The organism is Sphingomonas qilianensis, from assembly GCF_039614825.1.
GTDB classification, from domain to species: Bacteria; Pseudomonadota; Alphaproteobacteria; order Sphingomonadales; family Sphingomonadaceae; genus Sphingomonas; species Sphingomonas qilianensis.
Genome location: NZ_JBDIMF010000003.1, coordinates 267,590 through 290,285, shown reverse-complemented (window position 1 = coordinate 290,285; position 22,696 = coordinate 267,590). Strand labels below are relative to the sequence as shown.

At 63.8% G+C, this 22,696-nt stretch carries 18 protein-coding genes; 8 read left to right on the top strand and 10 right to left on the bottom strand.

Going from position 1 to position 22,696, the window contains the following annotated elements; all coding sequences use genetic code 11:
* Nucleotides 1-48 precede the first annotated feature (48 nt).
* Nucleotides 49-597, bottom strand: coding sequence for a DUF4142 domain-containing protein (locus ABC969_RS10090; protein WP_345864572.1), 549 nt, complete (start codon nucleotides 595-597; stop codon nucleotides 49-51).
* A gap of 284 nt (nucleotides 598-881) precedes the next feature.
* Here ABC969_RS10090 and ABC969_RS10085 point away from each other — a divergent pair, with 284 nt between their 5' ends.
* The gene (locus ABC969_RS10085; RefSeq protein ID WP_345864570.1) at nucleotides 882-1,610 is read left to right on the top strand and encodes a Crp/Fnr family transcriptional regulator; all 729 of its coding nucleotides are present in this window, start codon (nucleotides 882-884) and stop codon (nucleotides 1,608-1,610) included.
* Between the two features lie 25 nt (nucleotides 1,611-1,635).
* Here the strand turns inward: ABC969_RS10085 and ABC969_RS10080 are convergent, their stop codons facing one another.
* The 3 genes from ABC969_RS10080 to ABC969_RS10070 form a co-directional block, all read right to left on the bottom strand.
* Nucleotides 1,636-1,812 (bottom strand): hypothetical protein, encoded by a 177-nt coding sequence (locus tag ABC969_RS10080; protein WP_345864569.1) that lies wholly within the window; start codon nucleotides 1,810-1,812, stop codon nucleotides 1,636-1,638.
* 75 nt (nucleotides 1,813-1,887) lie between these two features.
* On the bottom strand, nucleotides 1,888-2,742 hold the full coding sequence (locus ABC969_RS10075) for an MBL fold metallo-hydrolase (protein ID WP_345864567.1): 855 nt from the start codon (nucleotides 2,740-2,742) through the stop codon (nucleotides 1,888-1,890).
* A 149-nt stretch (nucleotides 2,743-2,891) separates the two neighbouring features.
* Nucleotides 2,892-5,150, bottom strand: coding sequence for a glycoside hydrolase family 3 N-terminal domain-containing protein (locus ABC969_RS10070; protein ID WP_345864565.1), 2,259 nt, complete (start codon nucleotides 5,148-5,150; stop codon nucleotides 2,892-2,894).
* A 350-nt stretch (nucleotides 5,151-5,500) separates the two neighbouring features.
* On the opposite strand from ABC969_RS10070, the gene ABC969_RS10065 reads away from it, so the two are divergent.
* The 6 genes from ABC969_RS10065 to ABC969_RS10040 all read left to right on the top strand — a co-directional run bounded on the left by ABC969_RS10065 (nucleotide 5,501) and on the right by ABC969_RS10040 (nucleotide 16,834).
* A complete protein-coding gene (locus ABC969_RS10065) occupies nucleotides 5,501-8,482 on the top strand; it encodes a TonB-dependent receptor (protein ID WP_345864563.1) in 2,982 nt (993 codons plus the stop codon).
* Nucleotides 8,483-8,543: 61 nt separating this feature from the next.
* Nucleotides 8,544-9,953, top strand: a complete 1,410-nt coding sequence (locus tag ABC969_RS10060) for a glucoamylase family protein (RefSeq protein ID WP_345864561.1) — start codon at nucleotides 8,544-8,546, stop codon at nucleotides 9,951-9,953.
* A complete protein-coding gene (locus tag ABC969_RS10055) occupies nucleotides 9,953-12,934 on the top strand; it encodes a discoidin domain-containing protein (RefSeq protein ID WP_345864559.1) in 2,982 nt (993 codons plus the stop codon). The genes ABC969_RS10060 and ABC969_RS10055 overlap by 1 nt, the downstream gene beginning before the upstream one ends.
* A 159-nt stretch (nucleotides 12,935-13,093) precedes the next feature.
* Nucleotides 13,094-15,778: an aconitate hydratase AcnA gene (gene acnA, locus ABC969_RS10050; protein WP_345864557.1), complete on the top strand. Its 2,685-nt coding sequence runs from the start codon at nucleotides 13,094-13,096 to the stop codon at nucleotides 15,776-15,778.
* A gap of 34 nt (nucleotides 15,779-15,812) precedes the next feature.
* Nucleotides 15,813-16,376 carry a pseudouridine synthase gene (locus ABC969_RS10045; protein WP_345864641.1) on the top strand — a complete coding sequence of 188 codons (564 nt, stop codon included), beginning with the start codon at nucleotides 15,813-15,815 and terminating at the stop codon, nucleotides 16,374-16,376.
* A 158-nt stretch (nucleotides 16,377-16,534) separates the two neighbouring features.
* A complete protein-coding gene (locus ABC969_RS10040; RefSeq protein ID WP_345864556.1) occupies nucleotides 16,535-16,834 on the top strand; it encodes a hypothetical protein in 300 nt (99 codons plus the stop codon).
* 343 nt (nucleotides 16,835-17,177) lie between these two features.
* Here the strand turns inward: ABC969_RS10040 and ABC969_RS10035 are convergent, their stop codons facing one another.
* The 4 genes from ABC969_RS10035 to ABC969_RS10020 all read right to left on the bottom strand — a co-directional run bounded on the left by ABC969_RS10035 (nucleotide 17,178) and on the right by ABC969_RS10020 (nucleotide 19,552).
* Nucleotides 17,178-17,693, bottom strand: a complete 516-nt coding sequence (locus tag ABC969_RS10035; protein WP_345864555.1) for a hypothetical protein — start codon at nucleotides 17,691-17,693, stop codon at nucleotides 17,178-17,180.
* A gap of 99 nt (nucleotides 17,694-17,792) precedes the next feature.
* Nucleotides 17,793-18,317, bottom strand: a complete 525-nt coding sequence (locus ABC969_RS10030) for a hypothetical protein (RefSeq protein ID WP_345864554.1) — start codon at nucleotides 18,315-18,317, stop codon at nucleotides 17,793-17,795.
* A 72-nt stretch (nucleotides 18,318-18,389) separates the two neighbouring features.
* Nucleotides 18,390-19,031 (bottom strand): hypothetical protein, encoded by a 642-nt coding sequence (locus tag ABC969_RS10025; RefSeq protein WP_345864553.1) that lies wholly within the window; start codon nucleotides 19,029-19,031, stop codon nucleotides 18,390-18,392.
* A complete protein-coding gene (locus ABC969_RS10020) occupies nucleotides 19,031-19,552 on the bottom strand; it encodes a hypothetical protein (RefSeq protein ID WP_345864551.1) in 522 nt (173 codons plus the stop codon). The genes ABC969_RS10025 and ABC969_RS10020 overlap by 1 nt, the downstream gene beginning before the upstream one ends.
* Nucleotides 19,553-19,784: 232 nt before the next feature.
* Between ABC969_RS10020 and ABC969_RS10015 the strand changes: the two genes are divergently transcribed.
* Entirely contained in the window at nucleotides 19,785-20,303 is a 519-nt protein-coding gene (locus ABC969_RS10015; protein ID WP_345864549.1) for a hypothetical protein, read from the top strand.
* 14 nt (nucleotides 20,304-20,317) lie between these two features.
* Here ABC969_RS10015 and ABC969_RS10010 read toward each other — a convergent pair whose 3' ends face one another.
* Nucleotides 20,318-22,258 (bottom strand): relaxase/mobilization nuclease domain-containing protein, encoded by a 1,941-nt coding sequence (locus tag ABC969_RS10010; RefSeq protein WP_345864548.1) that lies wholly within the window; start codon nucleotides 22,256-22,258, stop codon nucleotides 20,318-20,320.
* Nucleotides 22,255-22,635 carry a hypothetical protein gene (locus ABC969_RS10005; RefSeq protein ID WP_345864546.1) on the bottom strand — a complete coding sequence of 127 codons (381 nt, stop codon included), beginning with the start codon at nucleotides 22,633-22,635 and terminating at the stop codon, nucleotides 22,255-22,257. Before ABC969_RS10005 ends, ABC969_RS10010 begins: the two co-directional genes overlap by 4 nt.
* Between the last annotated feature and the right edge of the window lie 61 nt (nucleotides 22,636-22,696).

Below are 22,696 nucleotides of genomic sequence, written 5' to 3'. Positions count from 1 at the left end.
GTCCTCCGGTGCGGGCAGCGAGAGATCAACGCGCGGATCGGCAATCCGTTACATGCGCGGCATCGAGCCCGTTTTACCGCCTTGTTGCAGCTTCATCGCCATTGACAGATGCTGCTTGACGATCGGCGAGGCGGCGCGCGCCGAGCCGCGCAACGCCGGCGCATCGCCACCCGACGCATAGCGCTGATGAAGATCAAGTGCCGCTTGATGCGCAGGGATTTGCTGGCCGATATACAGCCGATCAAAATCGGCGGTGCTGGCGGTCTGAAGCTCGTTGACTGAGGTCATCGCCTCCGGGTCGAGCATCGGCGCGGCCGGACTGAGGCCAGCGCGCCGCGCCGCTTTCATGGTCGCCGCCGTGGTCTTTTGATGATGCTTTATCAACATCGATGCGAACTTGCGGATGTGCGGATTTTGCGACTTTTGCAGCGCCACCTGACTCGAATTGATCTCGTAAAGATCGCTCATGCCAGCCGCCATCACATACGGGGCGGCAGACGATTTGGCTTCGGCAGGCGGCGGCGGGGGCGGGGTTTGCGCGCTTGCCATGCCTGAACCGATCAGCGCCGCTGCGAACATCATGGATTGTACTGTCATGGTTTCTTCCTCTGGACCGATATCAGGGCGAACCAGCCGACATTACCGATGTTCCGAATTTAATTTCGGTCGCAAACATAGATCAGGGAGAAATATCGACGCGCAGCGGTTCTATTATTGTGCCTGAGCTTCCCAGCGTATCGTAAACTTCATGGGAAGCGCGTTGACGGACCTTTATCCTTCCCCAGTATTCGGTTCCGCGGTGCGCGGGATTGGTTACTTGCGTTTTGTTATCGGAATTTCTGCATGGCATTTCAGACCGTTGCTCGGCTCGCGCCACGATCGTGCGCGCCGTGATCGAACGGCATCTCACCAAGTTGCGTGCCCGCGACTTTGTATCGCCCGATCATGAGAACGCGATCCGGGAGTCGATTCGCGACTATCGTGACATTCCCGCAGATCGCACGGTGATCCGCGCCAATGTCAGACTCGATCACTGCACGCTGCTGGTGGATGGCGTGCTCTGCCGCTACAAGGACGTGAGAAGCGGTGAGCGACAGATAACAGAGCTGCACCTTCCCGGCGATTTCGTCGATCTGCATAGCTTTACGCTCAAGCGGCTCGATCAGCCGGTCATGTCGCTGACCCCGTGCCGCGTCGCTTCCATCCCGCACGATAAATTGCGACTGCTGACGGAACGACATCCGCATCTGGCGCGCCTTTATTGGTTCGCCACCAATCTCGATGCCGCGATCCATCGCGAGTGGGAAGTCTCGCTTGGGCGACGCACAGCGCGGGCTAAGCTCTCGGCGCTGTTTTGCGAACTGCTGATGCGGCTGCAGGTCGTCGGGCTGGCCGATGAATCTGGCTATGATCTGCCGCTCACGCAGGCCGATCTGGGCGATTGTACCGGGCTGACCGCCGTACACGTCAATCGCACGCTCAAGGAATTGCGCGGCGACCAGTTGATCACGTTTCAGAACAACCGCGTGACAATCCACGATCTTGCCGGCTTGCGCCGCGCGGGAGAGTTCGATGCCACCTATCTGTATCTTGAACGGCAGCACTGCTGATCCGCAGCGCATGCGCGCGACTTGCCTATCGCGAGACCAATTGTGGGAAAGCGGGGCGCGCGTGCGCTTTGATGTAATCGGCATAGCGATCGGCGAGTTGATGATGGATGGCCGCGATATGCGGCGCGGCCGCGCGCGCTGCCAAGCCACGCTGGCGCTCTTCGCGACGCGCATAATAAGCGATGTTGTTCTGTTCCGACACGCCTGTCCTCCTGCTTATCCGCGCTACTGTGACGGATTGATCGCCGATCACCGATAACCTGCGTTATCGGCGAGATCACAATGGCTGGCCCGCCTGGCAGCGTTCCAATTCCACCGGATCGTGCGCGCAGGTTACCGTCAGCTCGTCGCGTCGCTCACACGACAATTGCCGAAGGCGATCCTGATTGCGCATCCGGCTATCCGCATCGACCTCCATCAGGCGCTGATAAGCGCGCAATCCGGGCGTGCAGCGGCGCCGCGCGCTGCGCATTTCGCCGCGGTAGAAATAGGCATCGCCGGCGTGCAGCAGCCAGCGCCCGTCATCGCCCCGGATGGCCACCCCGGCATGGCCCCAGGTGTGACCGGGCAGCGGCACGAGCAGGATCTCCGGCGGCAGCCCTTGCAGATCACGCACCGCATCGAAGCCGAACCACGGCTCCCCGCGCGCGCCGTATAGCCGCCAGTCCTGCACGTCGCGCAATTGCGGCTGGCGCCAGCGATTGCGCGCGACGATGCCGGCATGCGGCCCGGTCGCATCATCATATTCGCGCTGCAGAACATGCACGGCCGCGTTGGGAAAATCCTCCAGCCCGCCGGCATGATCGAAATCGAGATGCGTGAGCACGATATGCCGTACTTCTGCGGCGTGGAACCCCAGCGCCTCGATTTGGCGAATGGCGGTTTCCGCTTCGCGCAGCTGGATGTTGAGCATCATCCGCCACGGCAGCGTAATCCGCGGCGCGGGATAACGATGGGGATGCGCAACATCGCGCAGGCCATAGCCTGTATCGACCAGTACCAGCCCGTGCGCGTCGGTCTCGATCAGCAGGCAGTGGCAGACGAGATGGCCAAGCAACCCCGAACTGCGCCCGTCAAACAATGCGCCGCCCACCGGACAATCACTGCCGCAATTCAGATGATGGATGCGCAAAGGCCCTGCTCCCGTGGATGAATACCTGCTTCGCGGGACATCCCCGCTGCTGGCACTACAACGGACGCACGGCCGCGAAGTCGTTGCCGATGCGACACAACCAGGGCTTTTGTTAGTAACCTGGGTTAGTCGACAGGGGCGACGCGGGCTCAGGCCAACGTAAAGTCGCCGGACACCCCCTCGGCCTGCGCGGACGGCGCGATCCACACGCGGAAGCGGCCCGGCTCTACGGTTGGCTTCAGCGCGACCCCGACGAACAGCAAGTCGGAGCGCCGGATGGTGAACGTCACGACGGTACTTTGACCGGGCGTTAGGGCGATTTTGCGAAACGCCTTCAGTTCGCGCACCGGGCGAGTAATGCTGGCGGCGACATCGCGCACATAGAGCTGGACAACCTCTTCCGCCGCGTGCGTGCCGCTATTGGTGACGGTCGCCGACACGGTCAGCGTGCCATCCGCCGCCAGGACGCCGCCGCCGAGATCGAGCGCGGAATAGGTGATCTTGCCGTAGGTCAGGCCATGACCGAAGGGGAACAACGCGTCATTGGGGAATTCCCGATAATGCGCCTTATATTCGGCGAGCGGCCCTGGCCCATTGGGCCGGCCGGTATTCTTATGCCCATAATGATACGGCTGCTGCCCGGTGGCGTGCGGGAAACTGACCGGTAGCCGTGCGGACGGCGCCACGACGCCGAACAGGACATCGGCAATCGCGCGACCTGCCTCGGAGCCGAGGAACCAGGTGACCAGGATCGCCGGTGCACCCAGCACCGCCCCGGACAGCGCCAAGCCCCGTCCCGTGCTCAACAATACCACCACCGGTTTGCCCGTTGCCACCACCGCGGCGACCAGCGCCTGCTGCGCCGCGGGAATGACGATATCGCTGCGGCTCTGCGCTTCGCCCGACATACGCTGGCTTTCGCCGATCGCCAGCACGACGATATCGGCCGCGCGCGCCGCCGCCACAGCGGCGTCGATTCCGCCGGGCAAGGGCGCGTCGATGCCCGCCCCCTCCACCACGGTAACGAGGGCGGCGTCCTTCACCGCCTCGCGCACGCCAGAGAGCAGATCGACCGCTTCGGCATCCGTGCCATAGACGTTCCACGGGCCGATCAGATCGTGCTGCCCCTGCGCAAACGGCCCGATCAGCGCGATGCGCTGCCCCGCGCGCGGCAGCGGCAGCAGATCACCATCATTCTTGAGCATCACGATCGACTTGGTGGCGGCTTCGCGCGCCAGCGCGAGCGTGGTTTTGGTGCGGACCTGGGTCTTTTCGCGCCGCGCATCGATGCGCCGGAACGGATCATCGAACAGGCCAAGCGCGACCTTGAGCGCGAGCACGCGGCGCACCGCCTGATCGAGCCGCGCCATCGGCACCTCGCCCGCCGCCACCAGATCGGGCAGGTGCTTGATATAGAAGCCCGATTGCATGCTCATATCGACGCCGGCGAGGAAGGCGAGCCGGGTCGCCTCGCGCGCGTCGGCGGCGAAGCCGTGCGCGATCAGCTCCTCGTCGCCGGTATAATCGGACACCACCAGCCCGCCGAACTGCCATTCATCGTGCAGCACTTCGCGCAGCAGCCACGGATTGGCGGTGGCGGGAACGCCGGCAATCTCGTTGAACGAGGCCATCACGGTGGGCACGCCGGCGGCCAGTGCCGCCTGAAACGGCGGGAAATAGATCTCGCGCAGCGTGCGTTCGGAAATGTCCACGGTATTGTAATCGAGCCCGCCCTCGCCCGCGCCATAAGCGGCGAAATGCTTGGCGCAGGCGGCCACGGCATCGCGCGCCGCCAGGCCGCGCGTGCCCTGGAAACCCTGCACCCGTGCGGTGGCCATCAGCCGGCTGAGCAGCACATCCTCCCCCGCGCCCTCGACGCCGCGGCCCCAGCGCTGATCGCGCGCAATGTCGACCATCGGCGCAAACGTCCAGTCGATCCCCGAGGCCGCCGCCTCGGCGCCCGCGGCACGCGCGGTGCGCCGGGCGAGATCAGGATCGAAGCTGCCCGCCTCGGCAAGCGGCACGGGGAAGACGGTGCGGAAGCCGTGGATGATGTCCGCAGCGAACAGCAACGGGATGTTGCGCGGCGCCTCGGTCATGGCAACGGTCTGCATGCGCTTGGCCATGGCCACGCCATTGCCGTTGAACACGCCGGTCAGCCGACCGCGCCGCACCTCGTCCAACTGGCCGTCGAAATTGGCCGCGGCCCCCGCCGGGTTGAGCGCGGTCGCCGCGCCGCCTGCCCAGGCGGCGGCCATCAGGGTGAGCTGCCCGGCCTTTTCCGCCGGGGTCAGCTGCGCGAGCAGTGCCTCCACGTTGCGGGGCAGCGGCGCCGGTGCGATCTGCGCCAGCAACGCGCGTGCCGGCGAGGCCGCCCAGGCCACCGCCGCGCCAGCGCCAAGCAGCATGGCACGTCTTGATACGTGTCGCTGATCGTCACCCAAAGTGCTCATCTAACGGTCCTAATATCTATCAATAATCCATTTGAATGGCGTTGTAGGTTCCGGTAACGGTTCGTATCAAGCGAAATGACCCGGCAGCCAACCGGGCGGCGCGATCGCAACGACATAGGGACGAGGAGGATGCCGCACGCCACGGTTCAACACGCCGTCCGCGACGCCGCAGTGTCGGCGGCACGCCCGCTGAAGCAATCCGACGGGGTTTGTTCGGCACTCGGCCCGACCCGATCCGCGCGCTTCCTACGCCACACCGGCCATCATCCAAGCCTCAACAAGGGGCAGACCACAGGGGACTACCAATGACCAGGACCATGAAGCTCGCGCTCGCGAGCGCGACGATGCTCGCCAGCGGCGCCATCGCCATCGCGCCGGCTGCTGCGCAGACCACTACCGCATCCGCGCGCGGCCAGGTGCGCGATGCCAGCGGCGCGGGCATCGGCGGTGCCGTTGTCACCGCCGTGAATGCCGGGACCAACCAGACGGTGCGCGCGCAAGCGGACGCGGCGGGCAACTTCACGCTTAATGGCCTGCGCCCGGCACAATATACGGTGACGGCCACTGCGGCCGACGGCCGCACGGTCAGCCAGAAAGTGGCCATATCGATCGGCCAGGCCTTGACCTTGAACCTCGTGCTCGGCGCGACCGATACCGCGGCGGCGGCCGGCGATGCGGCGGCGGAGCCAGATGCCGGGGGGGGCGACGACATCGTCGTCACCGCCAACCGGCTGATCGAAACGCGCACCAGCGAAATCGCCACCAACGTGTCGCAGCAGCAATTGCGCACGCTGCCGCAGACCGATCGCAACTTCCTGAGCTTCGCCGCGCTGGCACCGGGCGTGCGTTACAATGATAGCGAAACTGACAAGGGCATCCAGTCGGGCGGCTCGACCGCCAGCCAGGTCAACGTCTTCATCGATGGCGTCAGCCTGAAGAACAAGCTGCGCGAGGGCGGCATCGCCGGGCAGCAGAACAGCCGTGGCAATCCGTTCGGCCAGCTCGCCGTCCAGGAATTCCGCGTGCTGACGCAGAACTACAAGGCGGAATATGAGCAGGCGGGCTCGGCGATCATCACCGCGGTGACCAAAACGGGCACCAACGAATTCCACGGCGAGGTGTTCGGCCAATATACCGATCGCAGCCTGACCGAACGCAGCTTCCTCGACAAGCGCAACAACCGCGCGAAGCCGGCATTCGAGCGCAAGCAATATGGCATCGCGCTGGGCGGGCCGATCATCAAGGACAAATTGTTCTTCTTCGCCACCTATGAAGGCAATGATCAGGATCGTGCATTCATCGTCGATTCGAGTGGCTCGGCCACCAATGTCGCAGCCTTCGAGGCCGCTTCAGGGCGTCGGCTGAGCGAATTCGAAGGAAATTTCGTCAGCCCATTCCGCGGCGATTTCTACTTCGGCAAACTGACCTTCACGCCTGACGAGCGGCAGACCTTCGATCTGTCGTACAGCCGCCGCGAAGAGACGGACGTTCAGGGATTCGGCGGCAACACGTCGTACGAGTTCGCAGAGAACAAGGTCAACGTCGTGGATACCTATCTCGCCAAATGGACGTATCGTGGAGATAATTTCATCAACGAGGTGAATATCAATTACCTCAATTACCTATTTAACCCGACGTCGCTCAATCCCAACAGCCCGAGCTTCAATTACGATACGGTCATTCTGATCGGCGGTCGTGATTCAACGCGCAAGGAACTGCAGCAGAGCTACACATTACGCGACGATTTCACCTATACCGGGCTTGAGCGACACGCGATCAAGTTTGGTGGGCGCGTCGAAATCACCGATATCGAATTCTCCAACCTGTCGTTTATCCAGCCGGGCTACACATTCCGCATCGACACGGTGGAAAACCCCAACACCAATCTCGGTAACGACACCGATTTCAGCTTTCCCGCCGAAGCACGGCTGGGCCTGGGCAACGGCACGGTGCGTGGATCGAACACGCAGCTGGGCTTCTACATCCAGGACGATTGGGATGTGACCGACAAGCTACAGCTCAATCTCGGGCTGCGCTGGGATTACGAGACCAACGGCAACAATAACGAGTTCAGGACCGACGCCAACGCCGCAGCGGCGCTGCGCGCGCTGCCGCGCACGGCCTATTTCGATCCCGAGGATTACATCAGCACAGGCAAGAACCGCAAACCCTTCGCCGGAGCGTTCGCGCCGCGCGTCGGCTTCTCGTTCGACGTCAATGACGACGAGCAGACCGTGATCTTCGGCGGGTTCGGGCGCTATTACGATCGCAACAATTTCAACAATACGATCGACGAGCAATCGCGCACGATCAACCCGATCGGCGTGTTTCGTTTTTCGCGCGATGGGCAGCCGCGCAACGGTCTGGCCACCACGATGTGGGATCCGCGCTATCTGACTCGGGACGGGTTGCTCGCGCTGCGCGCTACCTCGACCAGCGGCCAGCCGGAATTGTTCGCGGTGAAGAACGATACCAAGCCGCCGGTGAACGATCAGGTCAGCCTGGGCGTGCGCCAGCAGCTTGGCCCGGTGCAGCTGTCGGTCACCGGTTCGTATCAGCGCGGGCGCAACGGCTATACCAACCTGTTCGCCACGCGGCGCAATGGCGGCCAGGGGCCATGCTGCGACACCGCGCCGCTCACGCCCTTCGGCTACGCCAACGCGCTCATCGGGTTCGACGGGCTCGATACGCGGTACAAGGCGTTGTTCGTTACGGCCGACAAGCCCTACAACAAGAGCAGCGGCTGGGGCGTCAACGTCGCCTATACGCTGTCCAAGGGCGAGCAGAATGGCGGCGATCTGTTCAGCCTCGATGCGCCGACGCCGGATCAATATGGCTGGCGCCCGCGCAATGGCGATGAACGGCATCGCCTGGTGCTGTCAGGCATCGTTGATCTGCCGCTTGGCTTCCAGTTCTCGACGCTGAGCACGCTCGGCAGCGGGCAGGCGTTCCGCGTCACCGATGGCACTACCGGCGCGACCTCGGGGCAGAACACCTTCGGCGCATCCTATCCGGAAAAGAACTGCATCGGGGGCGTCTTCGCATTCTGCGAGGTCAACCTCACTCTCAAAAACACGGTGCGCATTCTGGGCGGCGAGGCCGAAGTGGCCGTCGACCTGCTCAACGCGTTCAACAACAAGAACTTCTCCGGGTTCGATGACTTCTTCAACAACCAGATCAATCCGGCCACGGGGCAGATCGTGGATCCGCTCGACCGCGCGGATATCGGTCGCGATCTGTTGACGCTGCCGCGGCGCGTCCAGTTCCGCATCGGTTATCGCTTCTAATCCTTCCTCCCCCCCGGAGCGGCGGCGTGCCGCCGCTCCGGCATTGTTGCATGAGCTTATGTTGATCGATCGACGTCAATTCCTCGGCACCGCGACGCTCGCGGCCGCCGGCATCGCCGCCCCCGCCTCCGCCGTGCCCAAAGCCGCCCGCCGCACCGCCGCCGAGCGCTTGATCGATGATGTGCAGCAGCGCAGCTTTCGGTTCTTCTGGGAAACGACCGATCCCATCACTGGCCTGGTGCCGGATCGCTGGCCAACGCCGTCCTTCGCCTCGATCGCGGCAGTGGGCTTCGCGCTGACCAGCTATCCGATCGGGGTGGCGCATGGCTGGATCACTCGCGCCGCGGCGCGCGCCCGCACGCTGGCGACATTGCGCTTCTTCGCCGCGGCACCGCAGGGCGCGGCAGCCAGCGGCACGAGCGGGCACAAGGGCTTCTTCTACCATTTCCTCGATCCGCGTACGGGCACGCGCTTCGGACGGACGGAGCTGTCGACCGTCGACACCGCCTTGCTGATGGCGGGCATATTGTTCGCGCAGAGCTGGTATGACCGCGATGATCCGGAGGAGCGCGAGATCCGCGGCCTGGCCGAGCAACTATATCGCGCGGTCGATTGGCGCTGGGCGGTGCGCAACGCGCCGTTGCTGTCGATGGGCTGGCACCCGGAGAGCGGCTTCATCAGCTCCGACTGGGATATCTATAACGAGGGCATGCTGCTCTATATCCTGGGGCTAGGCTCGCCCACGCATGCGCTGTCCGATGGCACCTGGGAGGCGTGGTCGGCACGGTTCGAACCGAGCTGGGAAGCGCAAGGCGCGCGCTCCTATCTGCGTTTCCCGCCGTTGTTCGGGCATCAATACAGCCAGATGTGGATCGATTTCCGTGGCATCCGCGATTCCTATATCGCCGCCAAGGGCATCGACTATTTCGAGAATAGCCGCCGCGCGACCTATGCACAGCAGGCCTATGCCATCGCCAACAAGGGCGGTTGGAAAGGCTATGCCGCGGATTGCTGGGGGCTGACCGCATGCGACGGTCCGGGCGATTTCGCCATGGCGGTCGGCGGCCGCACGCGGCAATTCTACTCCTATTCGGCGCGCGGGCCCGGTGACCGCGACGATGGCACGATCGCGCCGACCGCCGCCTTGGGCTCGATCGCCTTTGCGCCCGAAATCGTCGTGCCGACGGCCGCGGCGATGCATCGCCGTTATGGACGCGGCATATACGGCCAATACGGCTTTCTGGATTCGTTCAACCCGACGCTGACCGATCCCGCCGCGCCGCTGCGCCATGGCAAGATCGTGCCCGGGATCGGCTGGGTCGCCGGCGATTATCTTGGCATCGATCAGGGGCCGATCGTCGGCGGGATCGAGAATCATCGTACCGGGCTGATCTGGCGGACGATGCGCGGCAACGCGCATCTGCGTCGCGGGCTGCAGCGCGCAGGCTTTAGCGGCGGCTGGCTGGCGTGATGCTGGCGCTCGCCCTGGCGCTGGCCGCGCAGTGGGCCGGATCGGCCTCGGACGGGGTGACGGCGCAGGTCGTCGTGCGGGATGACAGCATCCGGCTCGGTTATGATTTCGCCGCGGTGTCGGGCTATGCCGTCGCGCGGCGGACACTTGCGCGTGATTGGCCGGCGAACTTCGTGCTGCGCTTGCAGGTGCGGGGCAGCGGCGGCGTCAACGATCTGCAGATCAAGTTCAGCGATGCGACAGGCAAGAATGTGTGGTGGGCGCAACGGCGCAACTTCCGCCCCTCGGCCGAATGGCAGACGATCGAGATCCGTCCGCGTGATATCAGCTTCGCCTGGGGGCCGACGACCGACAAGACGCTGCGCCGGACGGCAACGATGGAGATCGTGCTGGTACGCGGGCGCGATGGCGGCGCCGGCCAGATCGAATTTGCCGAGCCGGTATTTACCGCCCTGCCCCCGCCCATGCCGCTGCCGGCGCCGCGCGCCAGCGACGGTCGGGCGCTGGAGGCGCGCCGCACGCTCACCCGCCCGCTGACGATCGACTTCGGCGGCGCGCGCGATCTTGGCGGGCTGATGCTGCGCTGGGGGCAACGCTTTGCTTCGCGCTACACGATCGACGCCTCGGATGATGGCCGGCGCTGGCGCACGCTGCGCACCGTAGCCGCGGGCGACGGCGGGACGGATCCGATCGCGCTGCCCGATCTGGCCACGCGCTATGTGCGCCTGACCGCAGCCGGACGACCGGAGCTTGGCGGGATCGAACTGATGCCGAGCGCCTGGGGCGCCACGCCCAATGCGATGATCACCGCGCTTGCCAAGGCCGCACCGCGCGGCAGCTATCCGCGCGGGTTCAGCGAGCAATCCTATTGGACCTTGGTGGCCAGCGACGGGGGCGCTGCCTCCGGGTTGATCGGGGAGGATGGCGCAATCGAGGTGGCCAAGGGCGGTTTTTCGATCGAGCCGTTTGTCAGCGTCGATGGCAGCAGCTTTTCCTGGGCCGACGTCACACCGACGCAATCATTACGCGATGGGTATCTGCCGATGCCGGGTGTCGAATGGCGCGGCGACGGCTGGACCTTGCGCACCACGCTTGCCGCTGGCCCGGCCTCGCCCCGGCTGCTGGCGCGGTGGCGGCTGACCAATACCAGCGCCCGGCCCCGCATGGTGCGGCTCGCGCTCGGCGTGCGGCCGTTTCAGGTCAATCCCGTGGCGCAATTTCTCAGCCAGCAAGGCGGCGTCAGCCCGATTTCACGCATCGCTTGGGATGACACACGCCTGGCGGTAACCACGCCGCCCGAGATTGCCGGCGATCCCGCCATCACGCGGGCGCTGTTTCCTGTCATCACGCCCATGCATGTCGCCGCCCGACCGTTCGACCAGGGCGCGCTCGTTCCCGCCAGCAGCGGCGCCCGTTCGGTCGACGATCCTACGCTGCTCGCCTCCGCCACGCTCGATTGGAGCGCAAGGCTGGCGCCCGGCGAGACGCTCGACGTGCCGATGGTGATCGGAGGTACCGCGCCGCTGGCGCGCGCCGCGTTCGACGCTGCGGAGCAGCAAGCGGCGGCCTATTGGCGGCGCACGCTGGGCACCGTGACGATCACCGCGCCCCCGCCCAAACAAGCGGTGGCCGACACGCTCAAGACTGCGCTGGCGCATATCCTGATGAGCCGCGACGGGCCGGCGCTGAAACCTGGCACACGATCTTATGATCGAAGTTGGATCCGCGACGGCGCGATGATGGGCGATACGTTGCTCAGGCTGGGGCAGCCAGCGCCAGTGCGCGCCTTTGCCGATTGGTATGGCACCAAGCTGTTCGCCAACGGCAAGGTGCCGTGCTGCGTCGACGCCCGCGGGCCCGATCCGGTGCCGGAAAATGACAGCCAGGGCGAGTATATCCATCTCGTCACGCAGCTGTACCGCTTCACGGGCGACCGCGCCGCGCTGGCGCGCGACTGGCCCAGGCTCGATGCCGCACGTCGTTATATGGAAGCGCAGCGCCAATCCGAGCGCAGCGCCGCCAATCTGACGCCCGAACGGCGCCACCTTTACGGGCTGCTACCCGCATCGATCAGCCACGAAGCCTATTCCGCCGAGGCGCAATACAGCCTGTGGGACGATTTCTGGGGCCTGACCGGCTATAAAGACGCGGTCTTTGCCGCGGGCGTGCTGAGCCGCCCCGAACGCGCCCAAATCACCGGCCAACGCGACCAGTTTGCCGCCAATATCCATGCCGCGATCATGGCCTCGACCAAGCGCTTCGGGATCGATTTCATCCCCGGCGCGGCCAGCCTGGGCGATTTCGACGCCACCTCGACAACGATAGCACTGGACCCGGCGGGCGAAGGCGCAAGGCTCGACCGGACATTGCTGAGCAATACATTCGCCAAGCAATATGCGCGCGTGATGGCGCGCGCCGCGCCGGGCGCGACATGGCCCGATTATACGCCATACGAACTGCGCAACGTCTCCGCGCTGGTCCGGCTGGGCCAGCGCGACCGCGCCAATGATCTGCTCACCGCCTATATGGCCGATCGGCGCCCGACGGCATGGAATGGCTGGGCCGAAGTGATCGGTCGCGATCCGCGCGAGATTCGCTTCATCGGCGATATGCCGCACGCCTGGGTCGCCTCCGACTTCATTCGCGCCGCGCTCGATCTGTTCGCCTATGTCCGCGGTGACGATGCGGCGATCGTGCTCGGCGGCGGGCTCGACGCGGGCTGGCTGGCGGGGAGTGGCGCGGCGATCCGCGGGCTGCGCACGCCCTACGGCACGATCGATCTTGCCGCGCGGAACGACGCCGGCACGTTGCGCGTCGATCTGACCGGCAGCGCCCGGCCACCCGGGGGCTTTCTCATTGCCTGGCCGTTCGCCGGCGCGCCCGGCACCGCCACGATCGACGGCACGCGCCAGCGCGTCACGGGGCGCCAACTACAGGTACCGGTCGGCGCGCGCCGCATCGTCTGGCAGCCGGCGCGGTAAGGCGGCGGGGAACGACGCGCACCCCTTCCCCCCGCCCCACCCCCTTGCTAAGGCACCCCGACTCTAGCCATTTCGCCCCGGCCAGACGCGCGCCATGCGGCCCCCCGCTTCCCCGCCGCGCCTCCGTCCCGGGCACCATCAGGGAAGGACCCTCAGCCCATGACCGCCATCGGCCAGGATACACTCGGCACCCGCGCCACGCTCGACGTGAACGGCAAGCAATACGATTATTACTCCCTGGCCGCCGCGGCGGAAAAGTTCGGCGATATCAGCCGCCTGCCTTTCTCGATGAAGGTGCTGCTGGAGAATCTGCTGCGTTTCGAGGACGGCAAGACCGTTACCACTGAGGACGTGCAGGCGATCGTCGACTGGCAGCAGGAGCAGCGCTCAAACCGCGAAATCCAGTATCGCCCCGCGCGCGTGCTGATGCAGGATTTCACCGGCGTGCCCTGCGTGGTCGATCTCGCGGCGATGCGCGATGCGATCACCAAATTGGGCGGCGATGCGGCCAAGATCAACCCGCTCGTCCCCGTCCATCTGGTCATCGATCACTCGGTGATGGTCGATGAATTCGGCACCCCCAAGGCGTTCGAGGATAACGTCGATCTCGAATATGAGCGCAATTTCGAGCGCTACGAGTTCCTCAAATGGGGCAGCAAGGCGCTGGACAATTTCCAGGTCGTGCCGCCGGGCACCGGCATCTGCCATCAGGTCAATCTGGAATATATCGGCCAGGGCATCTGGTCGGCCGAAAGCAGCGGCGACAATGCCGATGGCCGCATGGTCGCCTATCCCGACACGCTGGTCGGCACCGATAGCCACACGACGATGGTCAACGGCATGGGCGTGCTCGGCTGGGGCGTCGGCGGGATCGAGGCCGAGGCCGCGATGCTCGGCCAGCCCGTGTCGATGCTGATCCCCGAAGTGGTCGGCTTCAAGCTCACCGGCCAGATGGCCGAGGGCATCACCGCCACCGATCTGGTGCTTACCGTCACGCAGATGCTGCGCGCCAAGGGCGTGGTCGGCCGCTTCGTCGAATTCTACGGCCCCGGCCTCGACACGATGACGCTCGCCGATCGCGCGACCATTGCCAACATGGCGCCGGAATATGGCGCAACCTGCGGCTTCTTCCCGATCGACGCCAAGACGATCGAGTATCTGCGCCTCACCGCGCGTTCGGAAGAAACCGTCGCTTTGGTCGAGGCATATTGCAAGGCGCAGGGCCTGTGGCACGACGAGAACAGCGTCGATCCGGTGTTCACCGACACGCTCGAGCTCGACATGGGCACCGTCGTCCCGTCGCTCGCCGGCCCCAAGCGCCCGCAGGACAAGGTCGCGCTGTCGAAGGTCGACGAAGTGTTCAACGGCGATCTGTTCAAACTGTATAACAAGGATCGCCCGACGCGCGTCGCAGTCGAAGGCCGCGAGCATGATCTGGGCGACGGCGACGTCGTGATCGCTGCGATCACCAGCTGCACCAACACGTCGAACCCGTCGGTGCTGGTCGCCGCTGGCCTGGTCGCGCGGAAAGCCAATGCGCTCGGCCTGAAGAGCAAGCCGTGGGTCAAGACCTCGCTGGCGCCGGGTTCGCAGGTCGTTACCGATTACCTCGACAAGGCCGGGCTCACCACCGATCTCAACGCGATGGGCTTCAACCTGGTCGGCTATGGCTGCACCACCTGCATCGGCAACTCGGGGCCGCTCGCCACCGAGCTTTCCGCGGCCATCAACGAGAATGATCTGGTCGCCGCCTCGGTCTTGTCGGGCAACCGTAACTTCGAGGGCCGCGTCTCGCCCGACGTGCGCGCCAACTTCCTCGCCTCGCCGCCGCTCGTCGTTGCCTATGCGATCAAGGGCAGCGTCACGACCGACATGGTCGAGACCCCGCTTGGACAGGGCTCGGATGGGCAGGACGTGTATCTGCGCGACATCTGGCCGTCGAACGCCGAAATCGCCTCGGTGATGACCGCCAACATCGACGACAGCATGTTCCGTAACCGCTACGGCAACGTCTACGCGGGCGACAGCAAATGGCAGGCGATCCAGGTCGAAGGCTCGGACACCTATACGTGGCGCGCGGGCAGCACCTATGTCGCCAACCCACCATACTTCGACGGCATGACGATGACGCCTGCCCCGGTGCAGGACATTATCGACGCGCGGCCGCTGGCGATCCTCGGCGATTCGATCACCACCGATCACATCAGCCCAGCCGGCAGCATCAAGGCCGATTCGCCGGCGGGCAAGTTCCTGCAGGAGCATCAGGTTAGCCGCGCCGACTTCAACAGCTATGGCGCGCGCCGCGGCAACCATGACGTGATGATGCGCGGCACCTTCGCCAATATCCGCATCAAGAACGAGATGGTCCCCGGCGTCGAAGGCGGCATGTCGTCGTACAAGGGCGAGACGATGGCGATCTATGATGCCGCGATGCGCTTCAAGGCCGATGGCACACCGCTCGTCGTCATCGCGGGCAAGGAATATGGCACCGGATCGAGCCGTGACTGGGCGGCCAAGGGCACCAACCTGCTCGGCGTCCGCGCGGTCATCACCGAAAGCTTCGAGCGTATCCACCGCTCGAACCTGGTCGGCATGGGCGTGTTGCCACTGCAGTTCGCCGATGGCATCACGCGCCAGACGCTGGGGCTGGACGGGTCGGAAAGCTTCACCATCACCGGTGTCGCCGAGATCCGCCCGCGCCAGGACGTGACCGTCACGATGACCCGCGCCGATGGCTCGACCGAAACGTTTGAAACGCGGTGCCGCATCGATACCGTCAACGAGCTGGAATATTTCCTCAACGGCGGCATCCTGCACTACGTGCTGCGCAAGCTCGCCGCCTGACTAAACGGGGCCGCGCGCGACGCGGCCCCGTTACCTGCAGAGGAGACATGCCTCGCTCCTGCTGTTCAACAAGCCGTATGGCGTGCTTTGCCAGTTCACCGATCGCGGCACGGCCGGATCGCAGCGCCCAACCTTGTCCGCATTTATCGACGTGCCCGGCGTCTACCCGGCGGGCCGGCTCGATCTCGATAGCGAGGGGCTGCTGCTGCTGACCGATGACGGCCGGCTGCAGGCGCGCATCGCCGATCCCAAATATAAATTGCCCAAGACGTATCTCGTGCAGGTCGAGGGCGATGTGCCGGATGTTGCGCTGGACCAGCTGTGCAAGGGTGTGCTGCTCAAGGATGGCATGACGCGACCCGCCGAGGTCGAGCGCATCGCTGCCCCCGATCTGTGGCCCCGCTATCCGCCAGTGCGTTTTCGCAAGAACGTACCCGATGGCTGGATCAAGCTCACGCTCCGCGAAGGCCGCAACCGCCAAGTCCGCCGCATGACGGCCGCCGTCGGCCATCCCACGCTGCGACTGGTGCGCTGGGGCATCGGCGAATGGTCACTGGACGATCTCGCCCCCGGCGCGTGGCGCGAAGGGCAGGCATGACCAAACGCAGGCAACGCTCCCGCGGCGCGACCGAGTATTGATTTGGATCAATATTTGTCTACCGCCTGGGTATATCGTGGATCATTGTCGGTAAACGAACCCAGGCGCCGGCGGCTGAGAGACGATGATTGTCCTCGCCTGCTTAAGATTGGTCCTCAATGAACGATGCATCACTCCAAGGCGGGCTGCTTGCCGCCGTGCCGACATTGCTCGAACCCGACGCGTACGGCCAAGCGGCATTGTTGCTGGCCGAAAGCATTCTGCATGCCTTGGTGGAGATCAAGACGCTGACGCCTGACGAGGCGCTCTCTGTGATCGACACCGCCTGTGACGTTAAGATCGAACTAGCAGCCGACTCGGGAGAGTCGTCGCGCCGCATGAGGGAGTCGCTGGGCCTGCTGCAGGCGATTGCCGCCACCTTTAGCCACGATGTGGATGGTGGCCAGCCGCGGGTCTAAACGTGAGCCGATACCACCCAGATTCCACCTCGCCGGTGGTGTCGTGAAACTGCGGCACTGATGCTGCCCCGCGAAACAACACCACATGCCTAGCCCTACGCGTAGCAAATATTCTGATTGTGGATTGGCTGGGGCGGCAGGGTTCCCAGCCAAATAACCAGTCAGCTAAGTGATTGAAATCACTGGCGTGCAGGAAATGCCCTGCGCGACTGTTGCTACAATGCGTTGGCACACTCGGCAACGCTTAAATCGTGACTGATTGAAGCCCGGTTTGCAGCGCCGTAGGTTTGCTATTGGCGCTATGTCAAAGCGTTCGGCGGCAGAGAGGGCGCGAAATGCGTGATCATGCCGCCAGCGGGATCTCAGTCACCTCAAACTGCCCGGCGACGCAGACACCGCGTGCAACGAGCTTGCGCACCTGAGCCTCGGCACGAGCGATGCCAGCCTCGACATCGTCTGGCTTGCGTTCGACGTGAATGATCTCGCCAGGGGCAAGGCGGAAGTGCCCCCGAACGTTTGCTTGAGGCAGCAGAACCGCGCGCGAGCCGAATTTGCTGAGATACAAGCGGCAGCTGGGTTGACCAAAGCATAAGCCGTTGCGCACCATAACGATGAAGATGCTGGACAGGCAAAACCCGTCCGCCGTGTCGGCAAATTGCAAGTGAACGAGATCAGCGTCCGCCTCGCGTGCAACCTGCGCAATCTGAAGCCGTCCGGCGATGTCGAGCTGGTCGCCTGCGGTGATTGCGGTGCCCGGCTTAAGGAGGCGGCTGCCGAGCAACATGCTGGTCACGGCTGCGGTATGCTTGCGAACGATGGTGATCTGGTCGGTGGTTAGGGTCACGGTCTTCTTCTCCATTTCATCCCCGCATCGGGGACCACCTTTCCACCCAAACTTTATTGGCCACGGCCACCTCCACTTCCTCTCGGCTTCATCCTCCGGCTCTCCCGTCGAGATTCAGCGCGGCGCCAAGACACGCGACATCCAGGCAGCTCCCTGATCGAGACCTTCGCGATATTCATGCAGGCCGGCCCACGGCGCTGCAGCGGAACGCATGGTGGCATCATGCAGCTCGAAACATTCGTGGCGCACCGCAACATGGTAAGGATCCGGCACCAGCCAAAGTGGCCGGCGCGAGCGATGCCAGAGCGTCATGGGCATATACCACTGGTTCTCGGTGAGCTTCCACTGCCCCAGCGCCAGTTCGATCTTGTCGGGGTGACCATTGACCGCCCGGATGATGAGCGCGTCGCTGCGCGCTTGTCGCATGGCACGATCGGCGACAGCCATCGCCCGCGGCAGCGCCGATGACGTCGGGATCAGCAATAACTGGGCCCGATCGACATAAAGGTAGTTTGCGACAGGCAGGTCGAGCACTGGACCGACGCGGCCGATCGACCAGCGTGCCTGACCAGCAATAGCAAGGGTAGCGGTCAGGGCGCGGATCTCCGCCGCCCGCCGCACGTCAGGGTTATAATTCATTTCAATATCCTAGAAAAAGAGCATGGCTGACCGCGTGTCGCGAGCCAAATTGAGGTGCCGGCTAAGTGTCGTTCACCCCGTCCAGCTTGCCTCGAACTCGCGGAATGCCGCCACGATTACGTCACGCCCCTTATCGCCGCAGAGTATCGGCACGTATTCCTTCAACCCCAAGCTGCCGACGACACGGCCGATCAGCAGGTGAACATGCGGCAAATTGCTGCTCGCCGCGCGATGGGGCGCGTGCTGAACCATCAGGACGCCGACGCCGTAAGCGCGCACCAGCGCCGACATCGCAAAGGCGCGGACAAGCTCATATTGCTGATGCAACCGTGCTGTCGGGAAGGTGATGGTCACGTAGGTCAGGATCACCGGCTTGCCAGGGGGCTGTTCCTGATCATGTGTTTCCATCAGCGCCTGGGGTGAAAGCAGGCGATCATCTGAATCGCCCGGCAGCAGAACCTCGCAACGAGTAGCGGTCATGGCCCAGGGGTCGCCGCCTTTATCAGGCACCGGCTGGACCTTTGCCTTGGCAAAGGCTGCCGCAGTGTTCCCCCACCCCCTGAAGGTCGGTCGTAATACCCCGTAGAGAATTCGGGTGCCCTCCCGATCGGGCGAGTCGCCGACCAAGACGAGCCAGGAGTGGGGGTTACGCGCGTCGGGTTCGCGGTCGGCGTTGATGATGACGCCCTGCGGGCTAACAATCTTCTTCGCCATCACCGCGCCTCCGTCATCGGCAGGAGGCTCGCGACATCTGCCGCGGCACGCAGAATGCCGGCGGAACGCTCGGCCAGTGTGTTATACGGCGGCAGCAGTTCCAGGCTGAAGCCATCCGATGTCAGCGAGATGGCCGGGCAAAATCCTTCTGGAACAAACCACGTGTCGCCTGTGCGCCCAGTCCACAATTCGAGGTCGTGCATCGCCCACGGCTCACACGGCAACAGACCTAGCGTGAGGTCGATGGAAAGGCGGATGAAGTCGCGATCTTGTCCGGTGATACGCACCAGCGCGACATCGTAGCGCAGGTCTTGCGCAAAGGCATTGATGACGTCCCGCAATTTCGGTGCCGGGGCGGCGGTGACGCAAATTACGGCGCCGCGATCCTCCACGAGGATGGCAGCGTCCGGGAATTCGTTTCCCCGGACATAAGCATAGCGCCCCTTGGCAGACAACGCGTGTAACATGTAGCCCAGTGAGACGCCGGCAACGTCGGTGGATCGGGTATAGTTGGTAATCATTCAGGTCAGGCCTTGTGCTTCGTTGTCGCGGACCTTGTGGTCCGGACAAGCCCTTCCGAATTTCATTCCTCCTTCCGGGCTCAAAAGCCCCATTTCACTGCATCAACTTTGTCAGCAGCCGTCTAGGCGGCTCCGTTCCACCTCTCCCGGAGCTTGTGCACAGTCGTGCAGTTGCTATATCTGCTCAATGGCCCGCCCTAACTCCACTGATCCAGATGGTACACGTAAGCGCGTGCTGAAGGCCGTGCGCGATATCGCGACACGCGATGGCATGGGCCACCTGTCCGCGCGGCATGTCGCGGAGGAGGCTGACGTTGGTGCATCGACGGTGTCTGCGAAGTTTAGCGGAATGTTCAAACTACGCGCGAAATTGATCGAGGCAGCGTTCGGGCCCCTAATCCATGCTTTCGAACTGGCCGACAATAACGCTGGGCTATCGGCGTTCGAGATCGCGACGGCGCCCTTGCGCGCTGAAGCGTCCCTCCCGGTGCTGGTGACACAAGTTGCAGCCTATATAGGCCTGCGTGATGGCGAACAGCGAGCTTTCGCGCTATTGCTCGATCGGTCTTGGCGAATTGCACGTGATCACATTGCCTCCTTCGAGATCCCAAATAGCCAGTTGCGCCACTTCGACGATGCGGGCGCCGTCGCAGATCGCATCATGTCGTGGTATTTCGCTGCCGCGCTCCAGCTCGCGCGTAATCCCAATGTTACGCCTGACCAACTGCAAAAGATCGTCCGCGGCCCCTGAAGTCTGCCACCGTGTCAGCGGCCGCGCTTCGGTGGTAGCGGTGAGAGATCTGGCTCCGGCGCGAAAGGGCGCTTGCTTTCGACAATGGGTCTCTGCCCCACTTCGGCTGCTTGCTCAAACAATCTTCCCCGCCTCGCGTTACCGCGCTCTTTTACCGCCTCCTTGCCGACCGACGAATTTGCCGCCGGCCTGATGGGATCGCTTTGAGACGCCGGCTCGGCGGGATCCGGCGTGAACACACTGTCGGGCTTGTGAACAACCGTGCGCAAGCTGGCCCCGGCGTTGCGAAGGTCTCCAGATTTAAGCGGCCCCCGCACGGGCAGCACAATAGGGCTGTTGGGCGGCGGTGGAGCGATCCGGCCGGCGGAATGCTCATCCGCCGACATGCGCAAGTCGGTTTTGTGCCGTGCAATGAAGTCGGCATCGGTGAACACATGGCTGAGACCATTAGCCTGCCCGATTGCGTAGATGCGGTCACGCGCCACGGCGTCGCCCCGAACCGCTATCTTGCCATCGAACTTCAATATTGCGACCCGCAAGGCAGCAAGCACCACTTCATCATCGCTCAACACGACATCGATGCGATCGCCACGGTCGATGAAAGCCGTCGGCTCCTCCGGCCCACGCGCATAGCGGGTGCCATTTGAACAGGGGTAACCGATAAAGCCATCGACCTCGGCCGGTAAAACCACGCCATCACGCTTCGCGCCCGCGAGCGCTGCCAGCTCTGCTGCGTTCTTCCGGTCGCGCCACCTTTTGGCGAACTCCCCTTCTCGCTTCCAGTAATACCAACTTTCCAAGTCGGGTGGCGGCCGCTTTAAGGGCTCAGGCGTCGCCTCGGCCCGCAAAAGTGCAGCAGCGCGCGCTGTACCCATATGCGTTGTCGGCCCCGCCGCCTCGGCGGCGCGGAGCCCGGCCGCCTTCCGCTTGCCTTCCTGAAACGTTTTCCATTGTTCGCACTGAATACGATATTCGTCCGCGCGAAATGCCCCTTTCAGCCGGTCGTCATCTACCGGCCGTGCCGCGACAATAAGGGTGGGGTCGCGTGGTTCGAACGTCTGCTTGAAGCGCTTTTCCAGCCGCATACGCGTAATGCTCCGGGCAACGCTCGACGCTTTTACGCGCTGCTCTCTCACGCTGATCGTTACGCCGTTCGTTCCGGTCAGGTCATAGGTCATCCCTGCCGCTGCCAGCGAGGCATGGAGTTCAGCCCATGACCTTGCAGCTGTAATCAGAGGCAGGGCTTCGTCTTGCGCGATCCGCTGCCCAGAACTGTAGCCAGTGCGATTTTCGGCAGCCGCCGCTGCCGCGCGGATCGGCTCCCGGCCTTCTTCGATGCGAGCCTTCGCGCTGGCGGTTAAAATAGCTCGGTTGCCTGAGGCTTCATAGCGGGCATCGGCCTCCGCCTGCCATCCAAAGCGATCGACGATCAGCGCAACCGCCTGATGGGCTGCTTCGAGCGTAAAGCCGTCGTTGATTTCGATCATTCGCTCCGCCAGCGGATCGTATCGGTTCAGGGCAACATGGACATGCCGATTGTGCGTGTCGCCGTGGCAGGCGTAGATGCAGGGCTGGTCGGCTACCCCGAGGTGCTCAACGAACATGGCGACCGTCTGATCGACCTGCTCGGCAGTTGGCAATTCACCCTCGCGCCAGCTCAACAACCAATGATCGACAGGATTGGGGCTGCGATTAGCGAGCTGTGCGATTGCGATCATTTCGGCCCGCTGCTCTGCAATCGTTTCGCTGACGAAACCACGGCCACCGATATGGAACAGTCGTTCGCCAGATGTATCGCCGAGTTTTTGTCCCAGCATGTAATCGACCATATAGGTCTTCTCGGCGCTCTGTTTCTCGGGCAGACGAAGGTAATCGATCAAACGACGAGCGTGCTCAGCGCGCTCAATTGTGGCGTCGCCACCGGCGGGGCGCGCCGGAATTTTCTTAATGATCATGCCGCGAGTTCGTCGCTATCGGCTTGGCGTTCGACGCCAGCCTTTCTCATCGATAGTCGTGCGATCGCCGCCCGCACATCCGCTAGCGTAGCTGCAATCTCAGCGGATTCTGTAGCGGGGTGAGCGGTAAGTAGTTGCAAGCGACGCCCGACGACATGGAGCGCGCCGATCAAGCTCAGCCGATCGATCTTGGGGATATTGCCGTCGAAAAGGCGCGCGCGAACGTATTCCGAAATGTTCCTGCCGCCGGCCTCTAACTCAAGCCGCCCCCATTGTTCGTCGTTTAACCGAACGACTATTTTCTTGCCTGCGTCATCCCTGGCTGTGCGCTTCCCACGCGGTTGTCGCTTTGGTCTGTCGTTCCGCTCGTCAGACATTTCCCGCTCCCTGCGACAAGCCCCCGGCGCGGAGCAGGTCTGCGATAGCAGCTTGTGGTGT